This window comes from Micromonospora tulbaghiae (genome assembly GCF_900091605.1).
Taxonomy (GTDB): domain Bacteria; phylum Actinomycetota; class Actinomycetes; order Mycobacteriales; family Micromonosporaceae; genus Micromonospora; species Micromonospora tulbaghiae.
On record NZ_FMCQ01000001.1, the window covers coordinates 226,012 to 243,826 of the forward strand.

Annotated in this window: 24 protein-coding genes; 16 read left to right on the plus strand and 8 right to left on the minus strand. The window is 73.4% G+C overall.

Annotated features, from left to right (window positions below; translation table 11 throughout):
* Positions 1–144 precede the first annotated feature (144 nt).
* The 4 genes from GA0070562_RS01050 (at position 145) to GA0070562_RS01065 (ending at position 3,438) form a co-directional block, all read left to right on the plus strand.
* Positions 145–1,521, plus strand: coding sequence for an MFS transporter (locus GA0070562_RS01050; protein WP_091413591.1), 1,377 nt, complete (start codon positions 145–147; stop codon positions 1,519–1,521).
* Between the two features lie 295 nt (positions 1,522–1,816).
* The gene (locus tag GA0070562_RS01055) at positions 1,817–2,596 is read left to right on the plus strand and encodes an SDR family oxidoreductase (protein WP_091413593.1); all 780 of its coding nucleotides are present in this window, start codon (positions 1,817–1,819) and stop codon (positions 2,594–2,596) included.
* Between the two features lie 36 nt (positions 2,597–2,632).
* Complete coding sequence (locus GA0070562_RS01060) at positions 2,633–2,830, plus strand: hypothetical protein (RefSeq protein ID WP_091413595.1); 198 nt, start codon at positions 2,633–2,635, stop codon at positions 2,828–2,830.
* A 59-nt stretch (positions 2,831–2,889) separates the two neighbouring features.
* A complete protein-coding gene (locus GA0070562_RS01065) occupies positions 2,890–3,438 on the plus strand; it encodes a YbaK/EbsC family protein (protein WP_091415974.1) in 549 nt (182 codons plus the stop codon).
* 36 nt (positions 3,439–3,474) lie between these two features.
* Here the strand turns inward: GA0070562_RS01065 and GA0070562_RS01070 are convergent, their stop codons facing one another.
* The 4 genes from GA0070562_RS01070 to GA0070562_RS01085 all read right to left on the minus strand — a co-directional run bounded on the left by GA0070562_RS01070 (position 3,475) and on the right by GA0070562_RS01085 (position 6,874).
* Entirely contained in the window at positions 3,475–4,107 is a 633-nt protein-coding gene (locus GA0070562_RS01070) for a DsbA family oxidoreductase (RefSeq protein ID WP_091413597.1), read from the minus strand.
* Between the two features lie 20 nt (positions 4,108–4,127).
* Entirely contained in the window at positions 4,128–4,553 is a 426-nt protein-coding gene (locus tag GA0070562_RS01075; protein WP_013283255.1) for a SufE family protein, read from the minus strand.
* A 77-nt stretch (positions 4,554–4,630) separates the two neighbouring features.
* Positions 4,631–5,050: a CBS domain-containing protein gene (locus GA0070562_RS01080; RefSeq protein ID WP_091413599.1), complete on the minus strand. Its 420-nt coding sequence runs from the start codon at positions 5,048–5,050 to the stop codon at positions 4,631–4,633.
* 54 nt (positions 5,051–5,104) lie between these two features.
* Entirely contained in the window at positions 5,105–6,874 is a 1,770-nt protein-coding gene (locus tag GA0070562_RS01085; protein ID WP_091413602.1) for a proline--tRNA ligase, read from the minus strand.
* A 94-nt stretch (positions 6,875–6,968) separates the two neighbouring features.
* Between GA0070562_RS01085 and GA0070562_RS01090 the strand changes: the two genes are divergently transcribed.
* From GA0070562_RS01090 to GA0070562_RS30525, 4 genes are read left to right on the plus strand one after another with little or no spacing between them, the layout of a single operon-like run.
* On the plus strand, positions 6,969–7,343 hold the full coding sequence (locus GA0070562_RS01090) for a VOC family protein (protein ID WP_091413604.1): 375 nt from the start codon (positions 6,969–6,971) through the stop codon (positions 7,341–7,343).
* 31 nt (positions 7,344–7,374) lie between these two features.
* On the plus strand, positions 7,375–7,617 hold the full coding sequence (locus tag GA0070562_RS30515; RefSeq protein ID WP_244254987.1) for a hypothetical protein: 243 nt from the start codon (positions 7,375–7,377) through the stop codon (positions 7,615–7,617).
* Positions 7,527–7,820 carry a class I SAM-dependent methyltransferase gene (locus GA0070562_RS30520; protein WP_254663703.1) on the plus strand — a complete coding sequence of 98 codons (294 nt, stop codon included), beginning with the start codon at positions 7,527–7,529 and terminating at the stop codon, positions 7,818–7,820. Before GA0070562_RS30515 ends, GA0070562_RS30520 begins: the two co-directional genes overlap by 91 nt.
* Positions 7,799–7,948 (plus strand): hypothetical protein, encoded by a 150-nt coding sequence (locus GA0070562_RS30525; protein WP_244254988.1) that lies wholly within the window; start codon positions 7,799–7,801, stop codon positions 7,946–7,948. The genes GA0070562_RS30520 and GA0070562_RS30525 overlap by 22 nt, the downstream gene beginning before the upstream one ends.
* Here the strand turns inward: GA0070562_RS30525 and GA0070562_RS01100 are convergent.
* Together GA0070562_RS01100 and GA0070562_RS01105 are read right to left on the minus strand one after the other, a co-directional pair.
* Positions 7,923–8,117: a DUF397 domain-containing protein gene (locus GA0070562_RS01100; protein ID WP_091413606.1), complete on the minus strand. Its 195-nt coding sequence runs from the start codon at positions 8,115–8,117 to the stop codon at positions 7,923–7,925. The two genes, GA0070562_RS30525 and GA0070562_RS01100, sit on opposite strands and share 26 nt — an antisense overlap.
* Entirely contained in the window at positions 8,108–8,911 is an 804-nt protein-coding gene (locus GA0070562_RS01105) for a DUF5753 domain-containing protein (RefSeq protein WP_091413607.1), read from the minus strand. The genes GA0070562_RS01100 and GA0070562_RS01105 overlap by 10 nt, the downstream gene beginning before the upstream one ends.
* Positions 8,912–9,006: 95 nt before the next feature.
* On the opposite strand from GA0070562_RS01105, the gene GA0070562_RS01110 reads away from it, so the two are divergent.
* The 6 genes from GA0070562_RS01110 to GA0070562_RS01135 all read left to right on the plus strand — a co-directional run bounded on the left by GA0070562_RS01110 (position 9,007) and on the right by GA0070562_RS01135 (position 13,366).
* Complete coding sequence (locus GA0070562_RS01110; protein WP_091413609.1) at positions 9,007–9,342, plus strand: hypothetical protein; 336 nt, start codon at positions 9,007–9,009, stop codon at positions 9,340–9,342.
* Entirely contained in the window at positions 9,339–9,896 is a 558-nt protein-coding gene (locus tag GA0070562_RS01115) for a putative immunity protein (protein WP_091413611.1), read from the plus strand. The genes GA0070562_RS01110 and GA0070562_RS01115 overlap by 4 nt, the downstream gene beginning before the upstream one ends.
* Positions 9,893–10,408, plus strand: coding sequence for a putative immunity protein (locus tag GA0070562_RS01120; protein WP_091413613.1), 516 nt, complete (start codon positions 9,893–9,895; stop codon positions 10,406–10,408). The genes GA0070562_RS01115 and GA0070562_RS01120 overlap by 4 nt, the downstream gene beginning before the upstream one ends.
* A gap of 116 nt (positions 10,409–10,524) precedes the next feature.
* The gene (locus GA0070562_RS01125) at positions 10,525–11,055 is read left to right on the plus strand and encodes a SigE family RNA polymerase sigma factor (protein ID WP_091413615.1); all 531 of its coding nucleotides are present in this window, start codon (positions 10,525–10,527) and stop codon (positions 11,053–11,055) included.
* Positions 11,052–12,182 carry a hypothetical protein gene (locus GA0070562_RS01130; RefSeq protein ID WP_091413618.1) on the plus strand — a complete coding sequence of 377 codons (1,131 nt, stop codon included), beginning with the start codon at positions 11,052–11,054 and terminating at the stop codon, positions 12,180–12,182. Before GA0070562_RS01125 ends, GA0070562_RS01130 begins: the two co-directional genes overlap by 4 nt.
* Positions 12,183–12,283: 101 nt before the next feature.
* The gene (locus tag GA0070562_RS01135; protein WP_091413621.1) at positions 12,284–13,366 is read left to right on the plus strand and encodes a hypothetical protein; all 1,083 of its coding nucleotides are present in this window, start codon (positions 12,284–12,286) and stop codon (positions 13,364–13,366) included.
* A gap of 52 nt (positions 13,367–13,418) precedes the next feature.
* Here GA0070562_RS01135 and GA0070562_RS01140 read toward each other — a convergent pair whose 3' ends face one another.
* Positions 13,419–14,822, minus strand: coding sequence for a PQQ-like beta-propeller repeat protein (locus GA0070562_RS01140; protein WP_091413623.1), 1,404 nt, complete (start codon positions 14,820–14,822; stop codon positions 13,419–13,421).
* A gap of 19 nt (positions 14,823–14,841) precedes the next feature.
* A complete protein-coding gene (locus tag GA0070562_RS01145) occupies positions 14,842–16,326 on the minus strand; it encodes a gluzincin family metallopeptidase (protein WP_091413626.1) in 1,485 nt (494 codons plus the stop codon).
* 254 nt (positions 16,327–16,580) lie between these two features.
* Here GA0070562_RS01145 and GA0070562_RS01150 point away from each other — a divergent pair, with 254 nt between their 5' ends.
* Positions 16,581–17,351, plus strand: a complete 771-nt coding sequence (locus GA0070562_RS01150) for an SGNH/GDSL hydrolase family protein (RefSeq protein ID WP_091413629.1) — start codon at positions 16,581–16,583, stop codon at positions 17,349–17,351.
* 2 nt (positions 17,352–17,353) lie between these two features.
* Positions 17,354–17,800 carry a hypothetical protein gene (locus tag GA0070562_RS01155; protein ID WP_091413631.1) on the plus strand — a complete coding sequence of 149 codons (447 nt, stop codon included), beginning with the start codon at positions 17,354–17,356 and terminating at the stop codon, positions 17,798–17,800.
* Positions 17,801–17,815: the final 15 nt, after the last annotated feature.

Here is a 17,815-nt window from a genome sequence, read left to right on the forward strand (position 1 = left end):
TCCCGGCGGCCCGACTTCCCGGCGCGGCGTCCGTTATGCCACCTCGATGGCAGAAGTTTCCGGCGTCGGCCCGCCGTTGCCGCGCGGGACGAGACGCGCGACACAGTTGACCTCAACCGGGGGTGAGGTCCGAGGCTGAACGCCATGACCAGCACCACCGCCGTACCGGCTGATCCACCCGTCGACCTGTGGTCGCCGCGCCTGCGGGCGATGACGGTGGGCAGTGTCGCCCTGGTGTCCCTGCTCGCGTTCGAGGCGCTGGCGGTGGGCACCGCCATGCCGACAGTGGCGCGCAGCCTCGACGGGCTCGGCCTGTACGCGCTGGCGTTCGGCGGCTCGTTCGCCTCCGGCGTGGTGGCGATGGTCGCGTCCGGCATCTGGTGCGACGCGCGCGGGCCACGCCCGGCCATGTGGCACGGTGTCGCCTGGTTCGTCGCCGGCCTGGTGGTGGCCGGTGCCGCGACGACCATGGAGGTGCTGGTCGTCGGGCGGGTGGTGCAGGGCTTCGGCTCCGGACTGGTCTCGGTGGCGCTCTATGTGGTCGTCGGGCAGGCGTACCCGGAGCAGCTGCGGCGGCGGATCTTCGCCGCGTTCGCCGCGGCGTGGGTGGTGCCGTCGCTCGTCGGCCCGGCGCTGGCCGGACTGATCGTGGAACACCTGGGCTGGCGGTGGGTGTTCCTCGCGGTGCCGGCCGTGGCGATCCCGGCGGCGCTGCTGGTCCAGCCGGGGTTGCGGGCGCTGACCGGAACCGTGGCGACCCGGCCGCCGGCGGGCGCGCTGGCCCGAATCGGCTGGGCCTGCGGGGCGGGGGCGAGCGCCGCACTGCTGCACTACGGGGGGCAGCAGCGCGGCGCACTCGCCGCCGGCCTGATCACCGCGGCGCTGGCCGGGCTGCTCGCCTGCGCACCGCACCTGCTGCCGGCCGGTTTCCTGCGCGCGGCACGGGGACTGCCGACGGTGATCGGGCTGCGCGCGCTGGCGTCGGCGGCGTTCGTCGCCGCCGAGGTGGTGATCCCGCTGATGCTGTCCCGGGAGCGCGGCTTCTCGCCCACCGGAGCCGGCCTGGTGCTGACCGTCGGGGCGCTGTCCTGGTCGGTGGGTTCGTGGATCCAGGGCCGGATCGGCTCACCCCGCTCGGCTGCCACCCTGCCCCGGGCCGGGCTGGCCTGCATCACGATCGGTACGGCCGGCGTCGCGTCGGCGCTGCTGCCCGGGTTGCCGGTGCTGCCTGCGGTGTTCTCCTGGGCGGTGGCCGGGCTCGGCATGGGTCTGCTCTACCCGTCGCTGTCGGTGCTGACCCTGGCGCAGTCCGCCCCGGCCGAGCAGGGCCGCAACAGTTCGGCGCTGCAACTGGGCGACTCGCTCGCCGCCGCCACCGTGCTGGCGCTGACCGGCGCGGTGCTGGCGGCCGGTTCGTCTCCCGGCCCGGCCAGCTACGCGACCACGCTTGCCGTCGCCGCCGGTTGCGGCCTGCTCGGCCTGGTTCTGGCCGGACGGGTCTCCCCCCGCCCCGCCACGTGACCGCCCCACCCGTTACCCCTGCCCCTGTCCCGCCCCTCCCGGTTGATCAAGGAGTTCGGGTGAGATTCCGGGCCGCCGTCCGACACAAACTCCTTGATCAACCGGGAGGGCGAGGGGAGCGGAGGGGCCGAGGGGGGTGCGGGCTGGGGTGGGGTGATCCGGACCGGGCGGGCCGCCGGATGGCGCAGGATCGGGTGAAGGGCTGCCGAGCGGGCGGCTGTCACGATCCGGGTCGGCGTCCCGTCCCACCGGGGAGCCGCGGTGTGGCGGCTGCGTGTGAGCGGGAGGAGTGGCGATGCGGGTGCTGGTGACCGGGGCGACCGGGCGGCTCGGGCGGGTGGCGGTGCCGCGGCTGCGGGACGAGGGCTTCACGCTGCGTGCGATGAGCCGCCGGCCGCGTACCGGGGACGGGGTCGAGTGGGTGACCGCCGACCTGGCCACCGGCGCCGGGCTGGCGGAGGCGGTCGCGGGGATGGACGCCGTGTTGCACCTCGCCTCGTCGCCGAACCGGCGTACCCACGACATCGACGTTCTCGGCACCCGCCGGCTCGCCGTGGCCGCCGGTCACGCCGGGGTGCGTCACCTGGTCTTCGTGTCGATCGTCGGCGTCGACCGGGTGCCGCTCGGCTACTACCGGCACAAGCTCGCGGCCGAGCAGGTGGTGGCCGCCGGCCCGGTGCCGTGGAGCGTGCTGCGGGCGACCCAGTTCCCGGAGTTCCTGGCCGGGCTGCTGAGCGGCGCGAGCCGCCTCGGCCCGCTGGTCGGGGACCGGGCGGTGCTCGCCCAGCCGGTCGACAGCGGTGAGGTGGCGGACCGGCTCGCGGTCCTGCTGCTGGCCGGGCCGTCTAACCGGGTCGAGGACTTCGGCGGACCGGAGGTGCTGCGCTTCGACGAGGCGGCCCGGGCCTGGCTCGCGGCCCGGCGGGTACGCCGTCCGCTGCTGCCGGTCCGGATTCCCGGCCGGCTCGGGCGGGAGCTGCGCGCGGGTGGCCTCACCACGACCGCCACGCCGGCCGGTACCCGGACCTGGGCCGACTACCTCGCGGACACGTACGGGGGAACCGGCGGAAGATGAGAAACGGTCGGGTCCGCACCGTCCTACGGTGACCGCATGCTGGTCTTCGTCACCACAGTGGTCCTCTACGTCTTCGGTTTCGTCTTCCTCTACGGCGTGATCCGGGTCGGCGTCCGGCACGGCATCGAGGACGCCGAGGCGAACCGTCCCGAGGTGCTGCGTCGCCGGCAGCTCACCACGACCGAGAGCCGGGACTTCGCCCAGGAGAACGCCTTCCTCACCAATCCCAACTGAAGGGCGCGGGCGGGGTCCAGCAGCTCGACCCGCCGGGCGGGTGCGAGGATCGCGGCATGATGGGGACGCTGAAGACGGAGCCGGCCCGGGCGCGGCTCGACCTGCTCGCCCCGCCGGTCGCCGCAGTGGTGCAGGCGTGGCCGGGCGAGGCCCCGGTGGACGTGGACGACGTGCTCGTCGCCCCGATCGACGCCGAGCTGGCCGACACCGCTGCCTTCTGCGAGGCGTACCAGGTGGGGCTGGAGGAGTCGGCCAACTGCGTCGTGGTCGCCGGCAAGCGCGGCGGCGAGACCCGCTACGCGGCCTGTGTCGTGCTCGCCACCACCCGTGCCGACGTGAACGGTGTGGTCCGCAAGCTGCTCGACGTGCGCAAGGCGAGCTTCGCACCGATGGCCGAGGCGGTCGAGTTGAGCGGCATGGAGTACGGCGGGATCACGCCGATCGGCCTGCCGGCGGACTGGCCGATCCTCGTCGACTCCCGGGTGATCGCCACGCCGCACGTGATCATCGGGTCGGGCGTACGGCACAGCAAGATCGCCCTGCCCGGGCCGGCGCTCGGCGCGCTGCCCGGGGCGAGGGTGGTGGAGGACCTGGCCAAGCCGGCCTAGGTCCTCATCCGCATCGATCTTGTTCCACGTGAAACATCAGGCCGCCGCTTCGCGCTGCGCCACCTCGCGCAGCGCGGCGAGCAGCGTCTCCGGCTCCTGGGCGCCGGTGACCGCGTACTTTCCGGCCAGCACGAACGTGGGCACGCTGGAGACGCCGAGCTGGTGGGCGGTGCTCAGGTCGGCGGCCACCTCCCGGCGGCCCAGGTTCGACTCCAGGTACTGCCGCGCCTCGGTCTCGTCCAGGCCGGCCTCACCGGCCAGCGTGACGAGCGCGTCGATCGAGCCCACGTCGACGCCGTCGTGGAAGTGCGCCCGATAGAGCCGCTCGACCATCTCGGCGGAGCGGCCGTGCTCGCTGGCGAACCGCACCAGCCGGTGCGCGTCGAACGTGTTCGCGGCCACCGCCCGGTCGAACCGCAGGTCGAGGTCGACGCCCGCGGCGACGCCCGTCACGTGCGCGGCCATGCCCTCGGCCTTGTCCCGCCCGCCGAACTTGTCGCCGAGCGCCTCCAGCAGCGGCTTCGGCTCGGTGACCGGCGTCGGGTCCAGCTGGAACGGCCGGAACCGGACCGTCACGTCGCCGTCGTACGACTCCAGGGCCTGTTCCAGTCGGCGCTTGCCGATCCAGCACCAGGGGCAGACCACGTCGGCGTAGATCTCGATGTCCATGACCAGCGACAACCCGCGGGTCAGGAGATCTGTTCCCGGACCTGGCGCTTGAGCCGGGCCAGGATGGCGGTGCCGCCGCGTACCCGCAGCGGGCTGATCGCCTGGGCCAGGCCCATCCGCTGGTAGAGGTCGTCCGGTACGGCCAGCACCTCCTCGGCGCTCGCCCCGGCCAGCCCTTCGGCGAGGATGCCGGCGAACGCCCGGGTGGTGGGAGCCTCCGGCGGGCAGTCGAAGACAGTGCTCACGGTCTTGTCCGCGTTCACCTCGGCGCGCAGGAAGAACGCCGTCTGGCACTCGGGGACCTGCTCCAGCTCCTCCCGGTTCACACCCTCCGGCAGGGGCGGGATCACGTCGGCGAACTCCAGCAGCATCTCCAGGACGACGTCGCGGGGTGCGGCGGCGAACTCGTCGACGATCTCGGCCAGCTTGGTCGGCATCTCGGGCATGGGTCGAGGCTATCCGCCGCCGCGCGTCGCCACCCGACGTGCCGGGCGGGGCCCCGCCGCACGTGCGGGGCCCGCGCTCACACGTTCGGCGCGGCCTCACTGATGTCGCTGAGCGCCGACTGGGGGTCGAGCTGCATGGCGAGGTCGCCGAGGGAGACGATGCCGACGAGCTTGCGATCGCTGTCGCACACGAGCACCCGGCGGATGTTGCGCTCGCGCATCAGCGCCGCCGCCTCGTTCGCCGTGCAGTGCTGCTCGATCATCACCACCTCGCGGGTGATGATCGAGCCGATCGTGGTGGTGCCGGGGTCGGCGCGCTCGGCCACCGCCCGGACCACGATGTCGCGGTCGGTCAGCATGCCGGCGAGCGTGGCGCCGTCGGTCACCACCACGTCGCCGATGTCCGACTCCTTCATCACCCGGGCCGCCTCGTCCAACGGGGTCTCCGCCGAGAGGTAGACCACCTGCCTGGTCATCACGTCACTGACGCGGAACATGAGAGCCTCCGAAAGCTTTGGTCGATCCGTCTGCGGTACCCGGTGGCGCGCTCGCTACACCCCGTCGCGGCGCGTCGCGCCCACCTCGTCGCGCAGGCGCTCCACGATGGCCTCCACCGGCAACTCGGTGCGCTCGCCGGTGGCCCGGTCGCGCAGCTCCACGTACCCCTCGGCCAGGCGGCGGCCGACCACGACGGCGCGCGGGATGCCGATCAGCTCGGCGTCGGTGAACTTCACCCCGGCTGACACGTGCGTGCGGTCGTCGACCAGCACCCGCAGGCCGGCCGCGGCGAGGCGCCCGCCGAGGTCGAGCGCCGCGTCGAGCTGCGGCCCTTTCCCGGCGGCGATCAGGTGTACGTCGCACGGCGCGACAGCGGCCGGCCAGATCAGCCCTCGGTCGTCGTGGTGCTGTTCGGCCACGGCGGCGACCGCCCGGGACACGCCGATGCCGTAGCAGCCCATCGTCGGCCGGACCGGCTTGCCCTGGGGGCCGAGCACGTCGACCGCGAACGCGTCGGTGTACCGGCGTCCGAGCTGGAAGATGTGCCCGATTTCGATGCCCCGCCGGATGGTCAGCTCACCGTCGGCGCAGGCCGGGCAGGGGTCGCCGGGCCGTACCTCGGCGGCCTCGATCGTGCCGTCCGGTACGAAGTCGCGCCCGCACACCACGTCGGTGGCGTGCCGCCCCGGCTCGTTCGCGCCGGTCAGCCACGCGGTGCCGGTGACCACGCGGGGGTCGACCAGGTAGCGGATGCCGTGCTTGGCCAGGATCTGCGGTCCGATGTAGCCGCGGACCAGCTCCGGGTGGGCGTCCCAGTCCTCGAAGACCGCCACTGTGGCCGGGGCGAGCACCGCCTCGACCCGCTTGAGGTCCACCTCGCGGTCACCGGGCAGGCCGATCACCAGCGGTTCGGCCCGCTCGACGCCGGGCCGGCGGACGGTGAGGACCACGTTCTTCAAGGTGTCGGCGGCGGTCCAGCCGATGCGCCCGCCCAGCTTCCGGGCCTCGGCCAGCTCGACCAGGGCCGCGATGCTCGGCGTCTCCGGGGTGTCGTGCACCTCGCTGGACGGGTGTGCGTCGGGGTCACCGGCGGCCGGGGCGCGGGTCACCACCGCCTCGGTGTTCGCCGCGTAGTCGCAGGTGGTGCAGCCGACGAACGTGTCCTCGCCGACGGGCGTGGCGGCCAGGAACTCCTCCGACGCGGACCCACCCATCGCGCCGGACATCGCGTGGACAGTGGTGAAGTCCAGCCCGAGCCGGGTGAAGACGCGCTCGTAGGCGGCCCGATGGCGGTCGTACGCCTGCTGGAGCCCGGCCTCGTCCAGGTCGAACGAGTAGGCGTCCTTCATCAGGAACTCGCGCCCGCGCAGCAGACCGGCCCGGGGCCGGGCCTCGTCGCGGAACTTGGTCTGGATCTGGAACAGCGTCACCGGGAAGTCCCGGTACGACGTGAACAGGTCCTTCACCAGGAGCGCGGCCAGTTCCTCGTGGGTCGGTGCGAGCAGGTGCTCGGCGCCCTTCCGGTCGGCGAGCGTGAAGATGTCGTCCCCGTACTCGGTCCACCGCCCGCTGGTCCGGTACGGCTCGGCCGGGAGCAGCGCCGGGAAGTGCACCTCCTGGTCGCCGATCGCGGTCATCTCGTCCCGCACGATCGCGGTGATCCGGTCCAGCACGAGCTTGCCCAGCGGCAGCCAGGTGTAGCCGCCCGGCGCGGCCCGGCGGACGTAACCGGCGCGCAGCAGCAGCCGGTGGCTCGGCACCTCCGCGTCGGCCGGGTCCTCGCGCAGGGTCCGGAGCAGCAGGGTCGACATGCGCAGCAGCATTGCCGCAGCTTATGGCGCGAGCGGACGACCAGGCGATCCCTTTCCGCGCCCGTGCCGGGTGAGGTTGTCGCAGGGGCGGGGTAGGAAGGGTGGCATGGTGGATCGACCGACGTTGGAACTGAGCAGTTTCGTGCTCGACGCACCGTCCGCACAGGACCTGGCCGCGTTCTACGAGCGGCTGCTCGGCTGGCCCCGCCGCGAGGACGAGCCCGACTGGGTGGTGCTGGCCCCGCCGGCCGGCGGCACCTGGCTGGCCTTCCAGGACGAGCCGGCCTACGTGCGCCCGGTGTGGCCCGCCGGTCCCGGGGATCCGCCGATGATGACCCACCTGGACATCAAGGTCGACGACCTGGAGGCCGCTTCGGCGTACGCGGTGTCGGTGGGCGCGACGGTGGCCGACTTCCAGCCGCAGGACGACGTCCGGGTGCACCTCGACCCGGCCGGCCACCCGTTCTGCCTCTACCTCTGACCTGGGCAGCGTCACTCCGTCGGCTCGCGCCGTGGGCCAGTACGCCGCGACCACCGGCAACCTGACCGCCCGCATCGCACTGCACTCCTACGGCACCAATCCGCAGAGCTGGTACGCCTGGCTGGGCGAGCGCCTGCCGCTCTCCGGCGACGTGCTGGAGGTGGGCGCCGGCACAGGCGAGCTGTGGCGCTCTACCACCTGGACGACCCGGAGGCCGCGCTCCGCGAGTTCGCCCGGGTGCTGCGTCCCGGCGGACGGCTGGCTGTCGCCGTGAACGGCCGGCACCACCTCGTCGAGCTGAACACGTTCGGGCCGGTGATCGGGCGCCCCGACCTGGCCGTCCGGTTCCACGACCGGAACGACGTCACCGCCGAGACGGCGCCGGCCCGGGTCGCCGCCCACTTCACCGACGTGACGGTCGAGCGCTACCCGGACGAGCTGGTGGTGCCCGCCGCGTGGCCTACATCGCGAGCATGATCGGGCCGCTCACCGCCGAGCAGGAGGCGGCCGCCCGCGCTGCGGTCCAGGCCCGCCTCGACGCCGAAGGTGCCTTCCGGGTACGCAAGCACACGGTGCTGATCAGCGCGACGCGCGGCTCCCCCTGACGCGGACGAAGGCACGCCAGGCGTCGGGCGTGAAGGTGAGCACCGGCCCGGCCGGGTCCTTGCTGTCCCGCACCCCGACCACTCCGGCCAGATTGTCCGCCACCTCGACACAGTCGCCCTGGGTGCCGCTGCGGCTGGACTTCCGCCAGATCGCTCCGGTCAGCTCCACGAGGTCATCACGTCCTTCATCAGCTCGACCGACTGTCGGCGCGGTAGTGCCTCGCTGCGGACACTCTCCCATCTGGACAGCAGGATAGCCACGTCCTCGTCTTTGTCGACCACGACGCCGCCGAGTTGGTTCTCCAGGTGACCGACCCAGCCGCCGTCTGTTCCCCGGGCCAGCGCGAACGGTCCGACCAAGCCGACGTGCATGGTGACCGAGGTCGGCACGATGTGAATGTCGACGTGCGGGCGCTCGGCGCACTCGACGAGGTGCGCGATCTGCTCGGCCATGAGTCCGCGGTAGCCCTCGTCGGCGCGGCGCAGGACGGACTCCTCGATGACGGCGATGTACTTCGGGTGACCTAGGCCGGAGAGGAGCGACTGCCGGTCGAGCCGTACTCCGAGTCGCCGTTCCACCTCGTCATCCGTGATCAGGTCATCCGTGCGGATCATCGCGCGGGCGTAGTTCTCGGTCTGGAGCAGTCCGGGCACCAGGGTCGGTTGGTAGGTGCGCAACTGCTGCGCCTGGCGTTCGGCTTCGAGCCAGGGGCGGAACCAGCTCGGCTGGCCGTCGCGCTCGGCGAGCTTGAGCAGCGACATCAGCAGCCCGCCGGTGCCCAGCACCTCGTCGGCCCGGGCGAGGAAGAAGCGGTCGAGCGGCCGGTGGCCCAGCTCGACCGCCGACACCTGGGAGCCGGAGAAGTGCACGAGTCTCCCGAACTCCTCCTGGCTCAGCTCGGCCCGCAGCCGCAGTCGCCGCAGTTGCGCGCGGATCAGCTCGGCGGTCGGCTCGTTCTCCACACGCCCTCCTCAGTCCGCCGCCCGTCTCCCGGCCTCTCCCCGGACCGGCCGCGAAGGCTTCCGAGCGTAGTGGTGTCGTCAGCACACTGTCACGCATGGACCTTCCCGTACCGCGGCTCGGGCCGTACCCCGATCGGCCCCGCCCCTACCCGCCGGACCACCCGGCCCACCTGCCGATCCGGCCGCTCTGGCTCTGCCGCGCCTGCGGGGGACCGTGGCCCTGCGCCCAGGCCCGCCTGCTGCTCAAGGTCGAGTACGCGGACCACCCCGTCGACCTCGCCGTCTACCTGTCCGGGCTCTACCACGAGGCCACCCACGACCTGTTCCGCCTCAACCCGCACGACGGGCCGACCCCGCGCGAGCTGTTCGAGCGGTTCGTCGGCTGGGGCCCGTACCGGCGGGGCATCACCGATACGATGCCCGCGACATGACAGCGTCCGGAGACTTCGACCTCACGACGGACGAGCTGCGCGAGGTGGCGCGGTACGCGGTCCGGCACGCGGAGGACGTCCTCCCGGTCTACGAGCGGGCGGTTCCCGGTGACCCGCGTCCCCGTGCGGCTGTCGACGCGGCGTGGACGTTCGTGCGCGGGGCCGCCCGGACGAAGCTCCAGCGGGTCACGTCCCTCGACGCGCACCGGGCCGCCCGGTCCGCGCCCACCGAGGCCGCGCGCCTGGCCGCCCGCGCCGCCGGTGACGCCGCCGCGGCCGCGTACCTGCACCCGATCGCGAAGGCCACCCAGGTCGGCCACATCCTGCGGGCCGCCGCCAACGCCGCGCGCGTAGCCGAACTGGAGGCGGGCGGCGACGAGACCGCCGGCGAGGCGCTGCTGGAACGATCCCGGCGGCTCGCCACGCCCGTGCTCGTCGACGTGCTCCGCCGCTATCCGCCGGTGACCGGCGGCGGCAGCCGGGTCGCCCGGCTGATGAGCAGCCTCGATCACGACCTGCGCCGGGGTGACGCCGGGGCGGAGGTCGCGTCGTGATCCTGCCGAAGATCCGCGATCCCCGGTTCATCACGATCCGCCGGGGCGGCACGCTCACCGACGAGCACCACCACCTGCTGGCGCTCTGGGCGGCCACCTGCGCCGAGCACGTCCTCGGGCTGTTCGAGGCGGTCCGGCCGGACGATCCGCGTCCGCGCGAGGCGATCGAGCACGCCCGGGCCTGGGTGCGGGGCGAGGTCGGGATGATGCAGGCGCGCGCGGCGGGCGGGCACGCCATGGGCGCGGCCCGGGACCTGCGCGGGGCGGCGCGCAACGCCGCGTACGCCGCTGGTCAGGCCGCCGTCGTGGCCCACGTGGCCGCCCACGAACTCGGCGCCGCCGCGTACGCGATCAAGGCGGTACGCGCGGCGGCGCCCGCCGGTCTCGGCGCGTCGGCCGGGCGCGACGAGTGCCGGTGGCAGCGCGACCAGCTCCCGGCGGAGATCCGCGACCTGGTCCTGGACGACCAGCGCCTGCGCAACGACATCTGCTGGTCTGCCTTCGACTGCTGACGCCGGCGGTGCCGGTCGAGAAAGAGAGCCACCGGCGGCGGCAACCATGGCGTGGACAACTGGCGTCTCGGAAGGCATCACGCTGATGCACCACCTGACCCCAAGGACCGGCTCGTGTGGACCCTCTCCTGAATGAGTTCGACCTGTTCGTTCGAACTCGCACCCCCGCGTTACTGCGATCCGCCTACCTGCTGACCGGCGACCAGTACCTGGCCGAGGATCTCGTCCAGTCCGCGCTCGCCCGTACCCACCGTGCCTGGAACCGGCTGCACGAGACCGGCAACGCGGAGGCGTACACCCGGAAGATCATGTACCACCTGCAGGTCTCCTGGTGGCGGCGCCGCCGGGTGGCCGAGTCGATGCCGGGCGACATGCCCGAGCCGCGCGGAGGCGACTCGACCCCCGACCACGCCCAGCGGACCACGCTCCGGCTGACCCTCCGGTCCGCGCTGGCCCGGTTGTCCGCCAAGCAACGGGCCGTGCTGGTCCTGCGGTTCTTCGAGGACCGCACCGAATCCGAGGCCGCCGAACTGCTCGGCGTGACCGTCGGCACCGTCAAGAGCCAGACGTTCAAGGCGCTGGCGAAGCTGCGCAGCGTGGCCCCGGAGCTCGCCGAGCTGTACGTCACGGAAGGAACCGCCCGATGAACCAGGACCGACTGCGTTTCGACCTGTCCGACCTGGCCGAGGAGGTCACCCCGGTCGACCTGCGGGACCGGGCGCTGCGTACCTCGCGGCGGCTCGGCATCCAGCGGGCCGTCGCCACCTCCGCCGCCGCGCTCGTGGTGCTGGCCGCCGCGACCGGAACGGCACTGGCGATCCGGCCGAACAGCCAGGCGCCCGCGCCGGCCGGGCCGTCGGTCACAGTCACCACCCCGCCGGTCGAGCCGTCCCGTACGCCCTCCACCGAACCGTCCCGCACGTCGTCCGCCGACGCGAGCACCGCCACGGGCCAGGCGCAGTCGTCGCTGGCCGGTACCCGCTACTACCTGCAGCAGACGTCCACCCGGTCGCGGATCCACGAGGTCCGCGGCACGCAGGACCGGGTGGTTCACGAGGTCGTCCACGAAGCCGCCTCTCGCTGCGAGGCCAACACCGTCAGCATCTCGCCGGACGGCAAGCGGGTGGTGTGGGTGCAGGACAGCACCGACAACGCGAACGGGGTGCTGCTGATCGCCACCGTCGGAGAGAAGGGGGCGACGACCCTCGCGGAGGGAATCAGTTGCCTCGGTGCCCGGCCGCTGCGGTGGAAGGGCGACGACCTGTTGATGGTGCAGCGGAAGAACCGCCAGTCCGTGCTCTACGACGTGGCGGCCAACAAGCAGGTCGTCGGCGACCCGGGACAGGAGACCAAACGCTGCTGGTCCGCCGACGGCGCCTGGCTGGCCGCCGAGTCGGACGGCAAGCCCTACGTCTCGGACACCACCGACCTGCGGCAGTACACCTACACCCCACCCGAGCAGGAGGCCACGAAGTGGGGCGGCTGGGAGGCCCGCAGCGTGTCCACCGACGGCCGTTACGTGGCTGTGGGCTGGATCGGCACCGACCCGTCCCGCCGGGACGGCAGCTTCGCGGTGGTCGACACCGAGACCAGCAAGGTGGTCGACCTGCCCGGCACGGGCGAGGTGCGCAGCATCCTGTTCAGCGCCGACGGCACGGTGCTGCTGCGGCGCGGTACCGGCATCACGGTCCTCGACCGTGAGTTCAAGCCACTCGGCACGGTGACCGAGCCGGCACCGACCCGGAACCGGGCACTGCTGGCGTACGTGCCCTGAGCCGCCTCAGACAACCCCTACAGGCCCCTGGCGCTTCGTGCGCCGGGGGCCTGTCCGCGTCCGCCGACCCGGGCCGAAGTTCTTTCGATCAGGCGGCAACCATGCAGATCGAAACCGACGTCTGGGAGTGCATCAGAGACGCGCACCAACCAACCCCCGAGGATCGAATCGTGAACGTCATCGTCACCAGCGCCCGCGGACTACGTGCCGTCGCCGCCCTCGCCGCCGCCGCGTTCGTCGCCGTGGGCGTGAGCGCCTGCGGCGACGGCGGGTCCACGCCGTCCGCCCCCGCAGCCGGGCAGTCGTCCGCCGCCGCACCGTCGTCCGCCGCCCCGAGCCCGTCGGACGCCTCCTCCGCCGCACTGCCCGGCACCCGGTACTACCTGTCGTTCGGCGAACAGGCCGCGGAGGTGCACGTCGTCAAGGGCGGTACCGACCGGGTGAGCGCCAGCGTCCCGTACGGCGGCGGCGACTGCGTCCGGAACACCATCACGATCTCGCCGTACGGCGAGCGGCTGGCCTGGGTGGAGGGAGCGGCCGGAGCGGAGGCCGGCAAGCTCGTGACCACCCGGATCGACGGCAGCGACCGGGCCACCATCGCGGCGGAGCCGCCCTTCTCCGGCAAGGCGCCCTGCGACGGCGGCGACCCGCTCGTGTGGAACACCAACGACCGGGTGCTGGTGCAGCAGGACGGCCACATGGCGCTCATCGACCTGAGCAGCCGCAAGCCCGCCGACGGCGACGCCGGCAACGAGACTCTGAAGTGGTGGACGCCGGACGGCCGCAACTGGGCCGCCGTCTCCGAGGGCCGGCCGTACGCGACGACCGACCCGAAGATGACGTTCTACCGCTACACGCCGCCGGCGGCCCAGGCGGCCCGCTACGACGGCTGGCGGGTGCGCAGCGTCTCGGCGGACGGCCGGTACGTGGCCGTCGGCTGGATCAACAAGGACGAGACCCGCAACGACGGGAGCTTCGCGGTGGTCGACACCAGGACCAGCAAGGTGGTCGACCTGCCCGGCACGGGCGAGGTACGGAGCATCCTGTTCAGCACCGACGGCACGGTGCTGGTCCGGCGCGACAACGGCATCAGCGTTCTGGACAAGCGTTTCCAGCCGGTCGGGACCGTGACCGAGCCGGCGGGGCTGAGCGGGGCGCCGCTGCTGGCTTACGTGCCTGCCTGACGAAAGGCGACGCGGGGCGGGTCACCGACGGGTGGCCCGCCCCGCGTCGTTCTCAGCGCAGGACGGTGATCGCCGCGTCCGCCGTGACGTGCTTCCACGGCACCAGCACCACAGTGCCGTCGCGCTCCAGCACCTTCGCGTCGCTGCCCTCGGTGCCGGCCGACAGCGGCGCCTCGGCCAGCACGCTCACCGTGCCGGTGGCCGGGTCGATGCGGACCAGCCGCGGGGCGAGATCCCGCCGGTCGCCCACCTCCCACGCCAGCACGCCCTGCTCGTCGAGGCGGATGAGTTCCACCTCGCCGTCGGTGTGCCCGGCCGACACCCAGCGCCGCTTGCCGGTGGCCAGGTCGATCGCCACCACCTGGTTGGCCTGGCGCATCTTGCCGCCGACGTTCGTCGCCTCGGTGGGCAGGTAGAGCGTGTCCGCGTCGGCCAGGTACGGCCGGATCTCCGGCCCGCTGACCGTGTTGGAGCGGTTGATCGGAAGGTCGCTGAACCGCGTACCGTCGACGGGGTTGCCGAACGTGGCCCGCGTCTTGCCGGCGGCGTCGCGCGCGACGAACGTCTCGCCGACCAGGCCGGGCAGGCTGACCAGCGGGTCGACGCTCAGCACCCCGGCGCTCTGCTGCGCGGCGGGCAGTTTCTGCTGCCAGCGCGGCTTGCCGGTGGCCGGGTCCAGGCCGAGCAGCGCGCCCTGGTCGCCGTCACAGCGCGCGGTGACCACCGCCTGGTCCCCGGCGGCCTGCGCCTGGGTCAGACGGCAGTCGCGACCGGGCAGCAGCCGGTCGGCGTCGGTCTGCCACAGCCGCTTGCCGTCGGCCAGGGAGTAGCCGAGAACGCTCTCGCCGCTGCGCACGACCACCTGCCCGGCGGCCACGGACAGGTCCGGGGCGACCATCTCGGACCGGCCCGTCCGGCGTTCGACAGGGAACGTCGCCCGCCACGTCTGCGTGCCGCCGGCCGCGTCGAAACCGACGATCGTGTCGCAGGAGTCGGCGGAACCGAGCGCCACCACACCCCGCCCCTCGGCGAGCGTCTGCGCGGCCGCGCACAGCGAGGACGCCTGCGGCGCGGGCACCCCCCACGCCTGTGCGCCGTCGCCGAGCCGGTAGGCGATGATCCCGTCCGGCTGGGCCCGGACCACGGCGTCACCGACCAGCCAGGCGCCGAACATGTCCTGCCCGTCGTACGTCTTCAGCCCGTTGCGCTGCCGCTCCGGGAAGTCCAGCACCCACGCGGTGCGCAGCTTCTTCCCGTCGTCGTCACCGCCGCCGACCAGCCGGGACACGCCGTAGGCGGTGCCGGCCGCGACCGCGAGCACCGCCACCAGGCCGCCGGCGACGAGCAGCGCCACGCGCCCGCGCCGCTTCGGCGCCGCCGGCGGCGCACCGGCCGGACCCGGCCGGCCCACCGGCGGGTACGCGGGCGGCGGGTACTGCTGGTGCTGATAGGTCATCGGTCGTCTCCCGTTTCCGTCAGCCGTCCAGTTCGCGGACGTAGTCGGCCCAGCCGGCCCGGAACTCGTCGAGCGACACGCCGAGCACGTCCCGGGCGGCGCGGTCGGTCGGGGTGCCGGCGTAGACCGCCTCGACGAAGCGGAACAGCTTCGGCTCGCCGTGCTTCTCGGCGAGGTGGTTCATCGCGGTGTGCCCGAGCCAGTAGTGGAAGGTCAGCATCCCGGGGTTGTCCCAGTCGCTGTTGCCGGGCAGCGCGCCGTTCCAGCCGTTGCGGACCAACTGCCGGGACGGCGCGGTGCGGTCGCTGGCGGCCAGCGGGCGGCCGTGGAAGGCGATGTACTCGGCGAAGCCCTCCACCACCCACTCGTCGAGCTTGCTGAACTCGTCCACGGCGGCCAGGTCGGTGCGGAGTGTCATCAGGGAGTGCGCGATCTCGTGCCGCAACACCATGTGGGCGTCGTTGTCGCCGCCGGAGCGGGTGAAGTAACGATCGCTGGTGTCCACCACGATTCGGGTGCCGCCGATCGTGTCCTTGCCGTCCTTGCGCTCGGCCGCGACCATGCCCACCGAGTAGCCCGCCTCGGTGGCCTTCTCGGTGCCGATCCGGTAGAGCGAGGTCATCTCGTCCTTGCCGTCGGCGAGCGTGACGACGAACTTGTCCGACACCGGCTCGGGCGGCGCGTTGGCCCGCCACACGGCCAGGTTGTTCGTCACCGCCTTGTCGACGGCCGGGGCGTACCGCCTCGCCACGCCGGCCCGGGCCGCGTCGGTGATGATCAGGGCGAACGGGGTCCGCTCGACATGGATCTCCTGCCACTTGTCCCACGGCCCGGGGTAGTAGACGGTCTTCGAGTCGCCGTTGCCGCCGGCCGGCGCGCCGGTCACCGCAGTGACCTGGATGGGCGCGTCCTTGCCGGCGCGGACGATCGTCCAGCGGTACCACTCGGCGACCGGTGCCGGGTCGAAGCCGTCCAGCTGGTGCACGAAGGAGACGTCGAGCTGGAACGTGACGCCCTGCCCGAAGGCGTCGCTCACGCGGCCCTGCTTCTCGATCATCTCGTAGCGGGCCACCGACAGCGGCAGCTTCGCCAGGTTGCGGAACAGCTGGGCCTGCCCGGTGACCAGCTCTTTGCGGGCCGGGTCGAACGCGGCCAGGTAGCCGTCCAGGTCCTTCGCCGCCAGCGCCGTGCTGTGCCGGTCGAGCAGGGCGGTCAGCTCGGCGTCGGTGACGGTGACGCCGTTCGCGCCGGCTGCCGCCTTCGGCGCCGGGCCGTCCTCGTCGTCGCCGCGCATGCTCAGCCCGACGCCGACCGCCGTGCCGGCGCAGACCGCCAGCGCGAGCGCGCCCGCCGCGAGCCCGATCCAGAGCCCACGGCGGGACTTCGGCGCCGGGGGCGGCGGCCCCCACGGAGCCGGCTGCGCGGGCGGCGGTGCCGCGCCGTACCGGGGGTCGGCATTGCCGGGCGGTGGCCAGCCCGCCGCCGGTGGGTGCCCCTGCGTCATGTGGTTCCTCGCTCGTGCCGGGTGCGGGACCGGCCGGACGGTTTCGCGCAGCCGGATGACGGCAGACATCATCCCCGGTCCGGGCGGCGGATTCTGCCCCGCCGGACGTGTCGGACGGATTTGTCCCGTCGGGTGCCTCCCGTCAACAGGACGTCGAGACATCCGCCACGTCCGGGGCTCAGGGCCAGCGGGACCGGTCCGCGCGGTGACAGACTGTGCGACGCACTTCTGCCGGGACGTCTGAGGGAGGCGCCGTGCGCTGGCGCAGCTACGTGGCGGTGGGCGACAGCTTCACCGAGGGCATGGACGACGCATATCCGGACGGCAGCTATCGGGGCTGGGCCGATCTGGTCGCCACCCGCCTCGCCGCCGAGGCCGGTCCCGACTTCGGGTACGCCAACCTGGCCATCCGGGGCCGGCTGTTCCCCAACGTGGTGGCCGAGCAGGTGCCGTCCGCGCTGGCCATGAAGCCCGACCTGATCAGCTTCGCGGCCGGCGGCAACGACGTGCTGCGCCGCAGCTTCGATCCGGGCGCGTTCGTCCCCCGCTTCGACTCGGTGGTGCAGCGGCTGCGGTCCGGCGGCAGCGACGTGGTGCTGTTCCGGTTCGCCGACGTGATGTCCCGGCTGCCCGGCCAGCGGATGATGGCCCCGCGCGTGGCGCTGCTCAACCGGGTGGTCGGCGAGGTGGCCGAGCGGCACGGCGCGATCCTGGTCGACCTGTACTCCGACGACACCTACCTCAACCCGCTGCTCTGGAGCACCGACCGGATTCACCTCTCCGCGGAGGGCCACCGCCGGGTAGCCGCGCAGGTGCTCACCGCGCTCGGCGTCGGCTGCGACGAGGAGTGGCTGCTGGTGCCGCCGCACCCGGCGCCCAGCCCGTGGCTCGCCGCGCGCGCCGCCGACCTGCGCTGGGCCGGCAAGCACCTGGCGCCGTGGATCAAGCGCCGGCTGACCGGGCGGTCCTCCGGCGACTTCGTCACCGCGAAGCGGCCGGTGCTCGGGCCGGTCGAAGCCGACTGAGCGTGCGTACGGTCCACGCCGCCGACCTGCTGCGGCTGACACCTGACGACCCGCCCCGCGCCGGGCTGGCCGTGGTGGTCGCCGGTGACCGGGTCGAGGCGATCGTGCCGGCGGCCGAGCTGTCCGGCGCGTACCCCGGGGTGCGGGTGCGGCGGTGGGCCGGCACGCTCGGGCCGGCGCTCGTGCACGACGGTCCGCTGCCCCCGGCGCCCACGCCCCGCGAGCGGGTGCACGCGCTGTTCCGGCTCGGCGTCGCCGCGGTGGTCGACCGGCACGTCACCGATCCGGCGTTGCGATCCGCCGCGGCGCGCAACGACGTGTCGGTGCTGCCCGTGGCCCGGCCGCCCGCGCTGGTGACCGGCGGGCGGGCCGACCTCGCCGTGTTCGGCCCGGACGGCTCCTGCCTGGCCACCGTGGTCGCCGGCCGGCTGGTGCACCGCCGCGCCTGACCGGCACCGTACTCC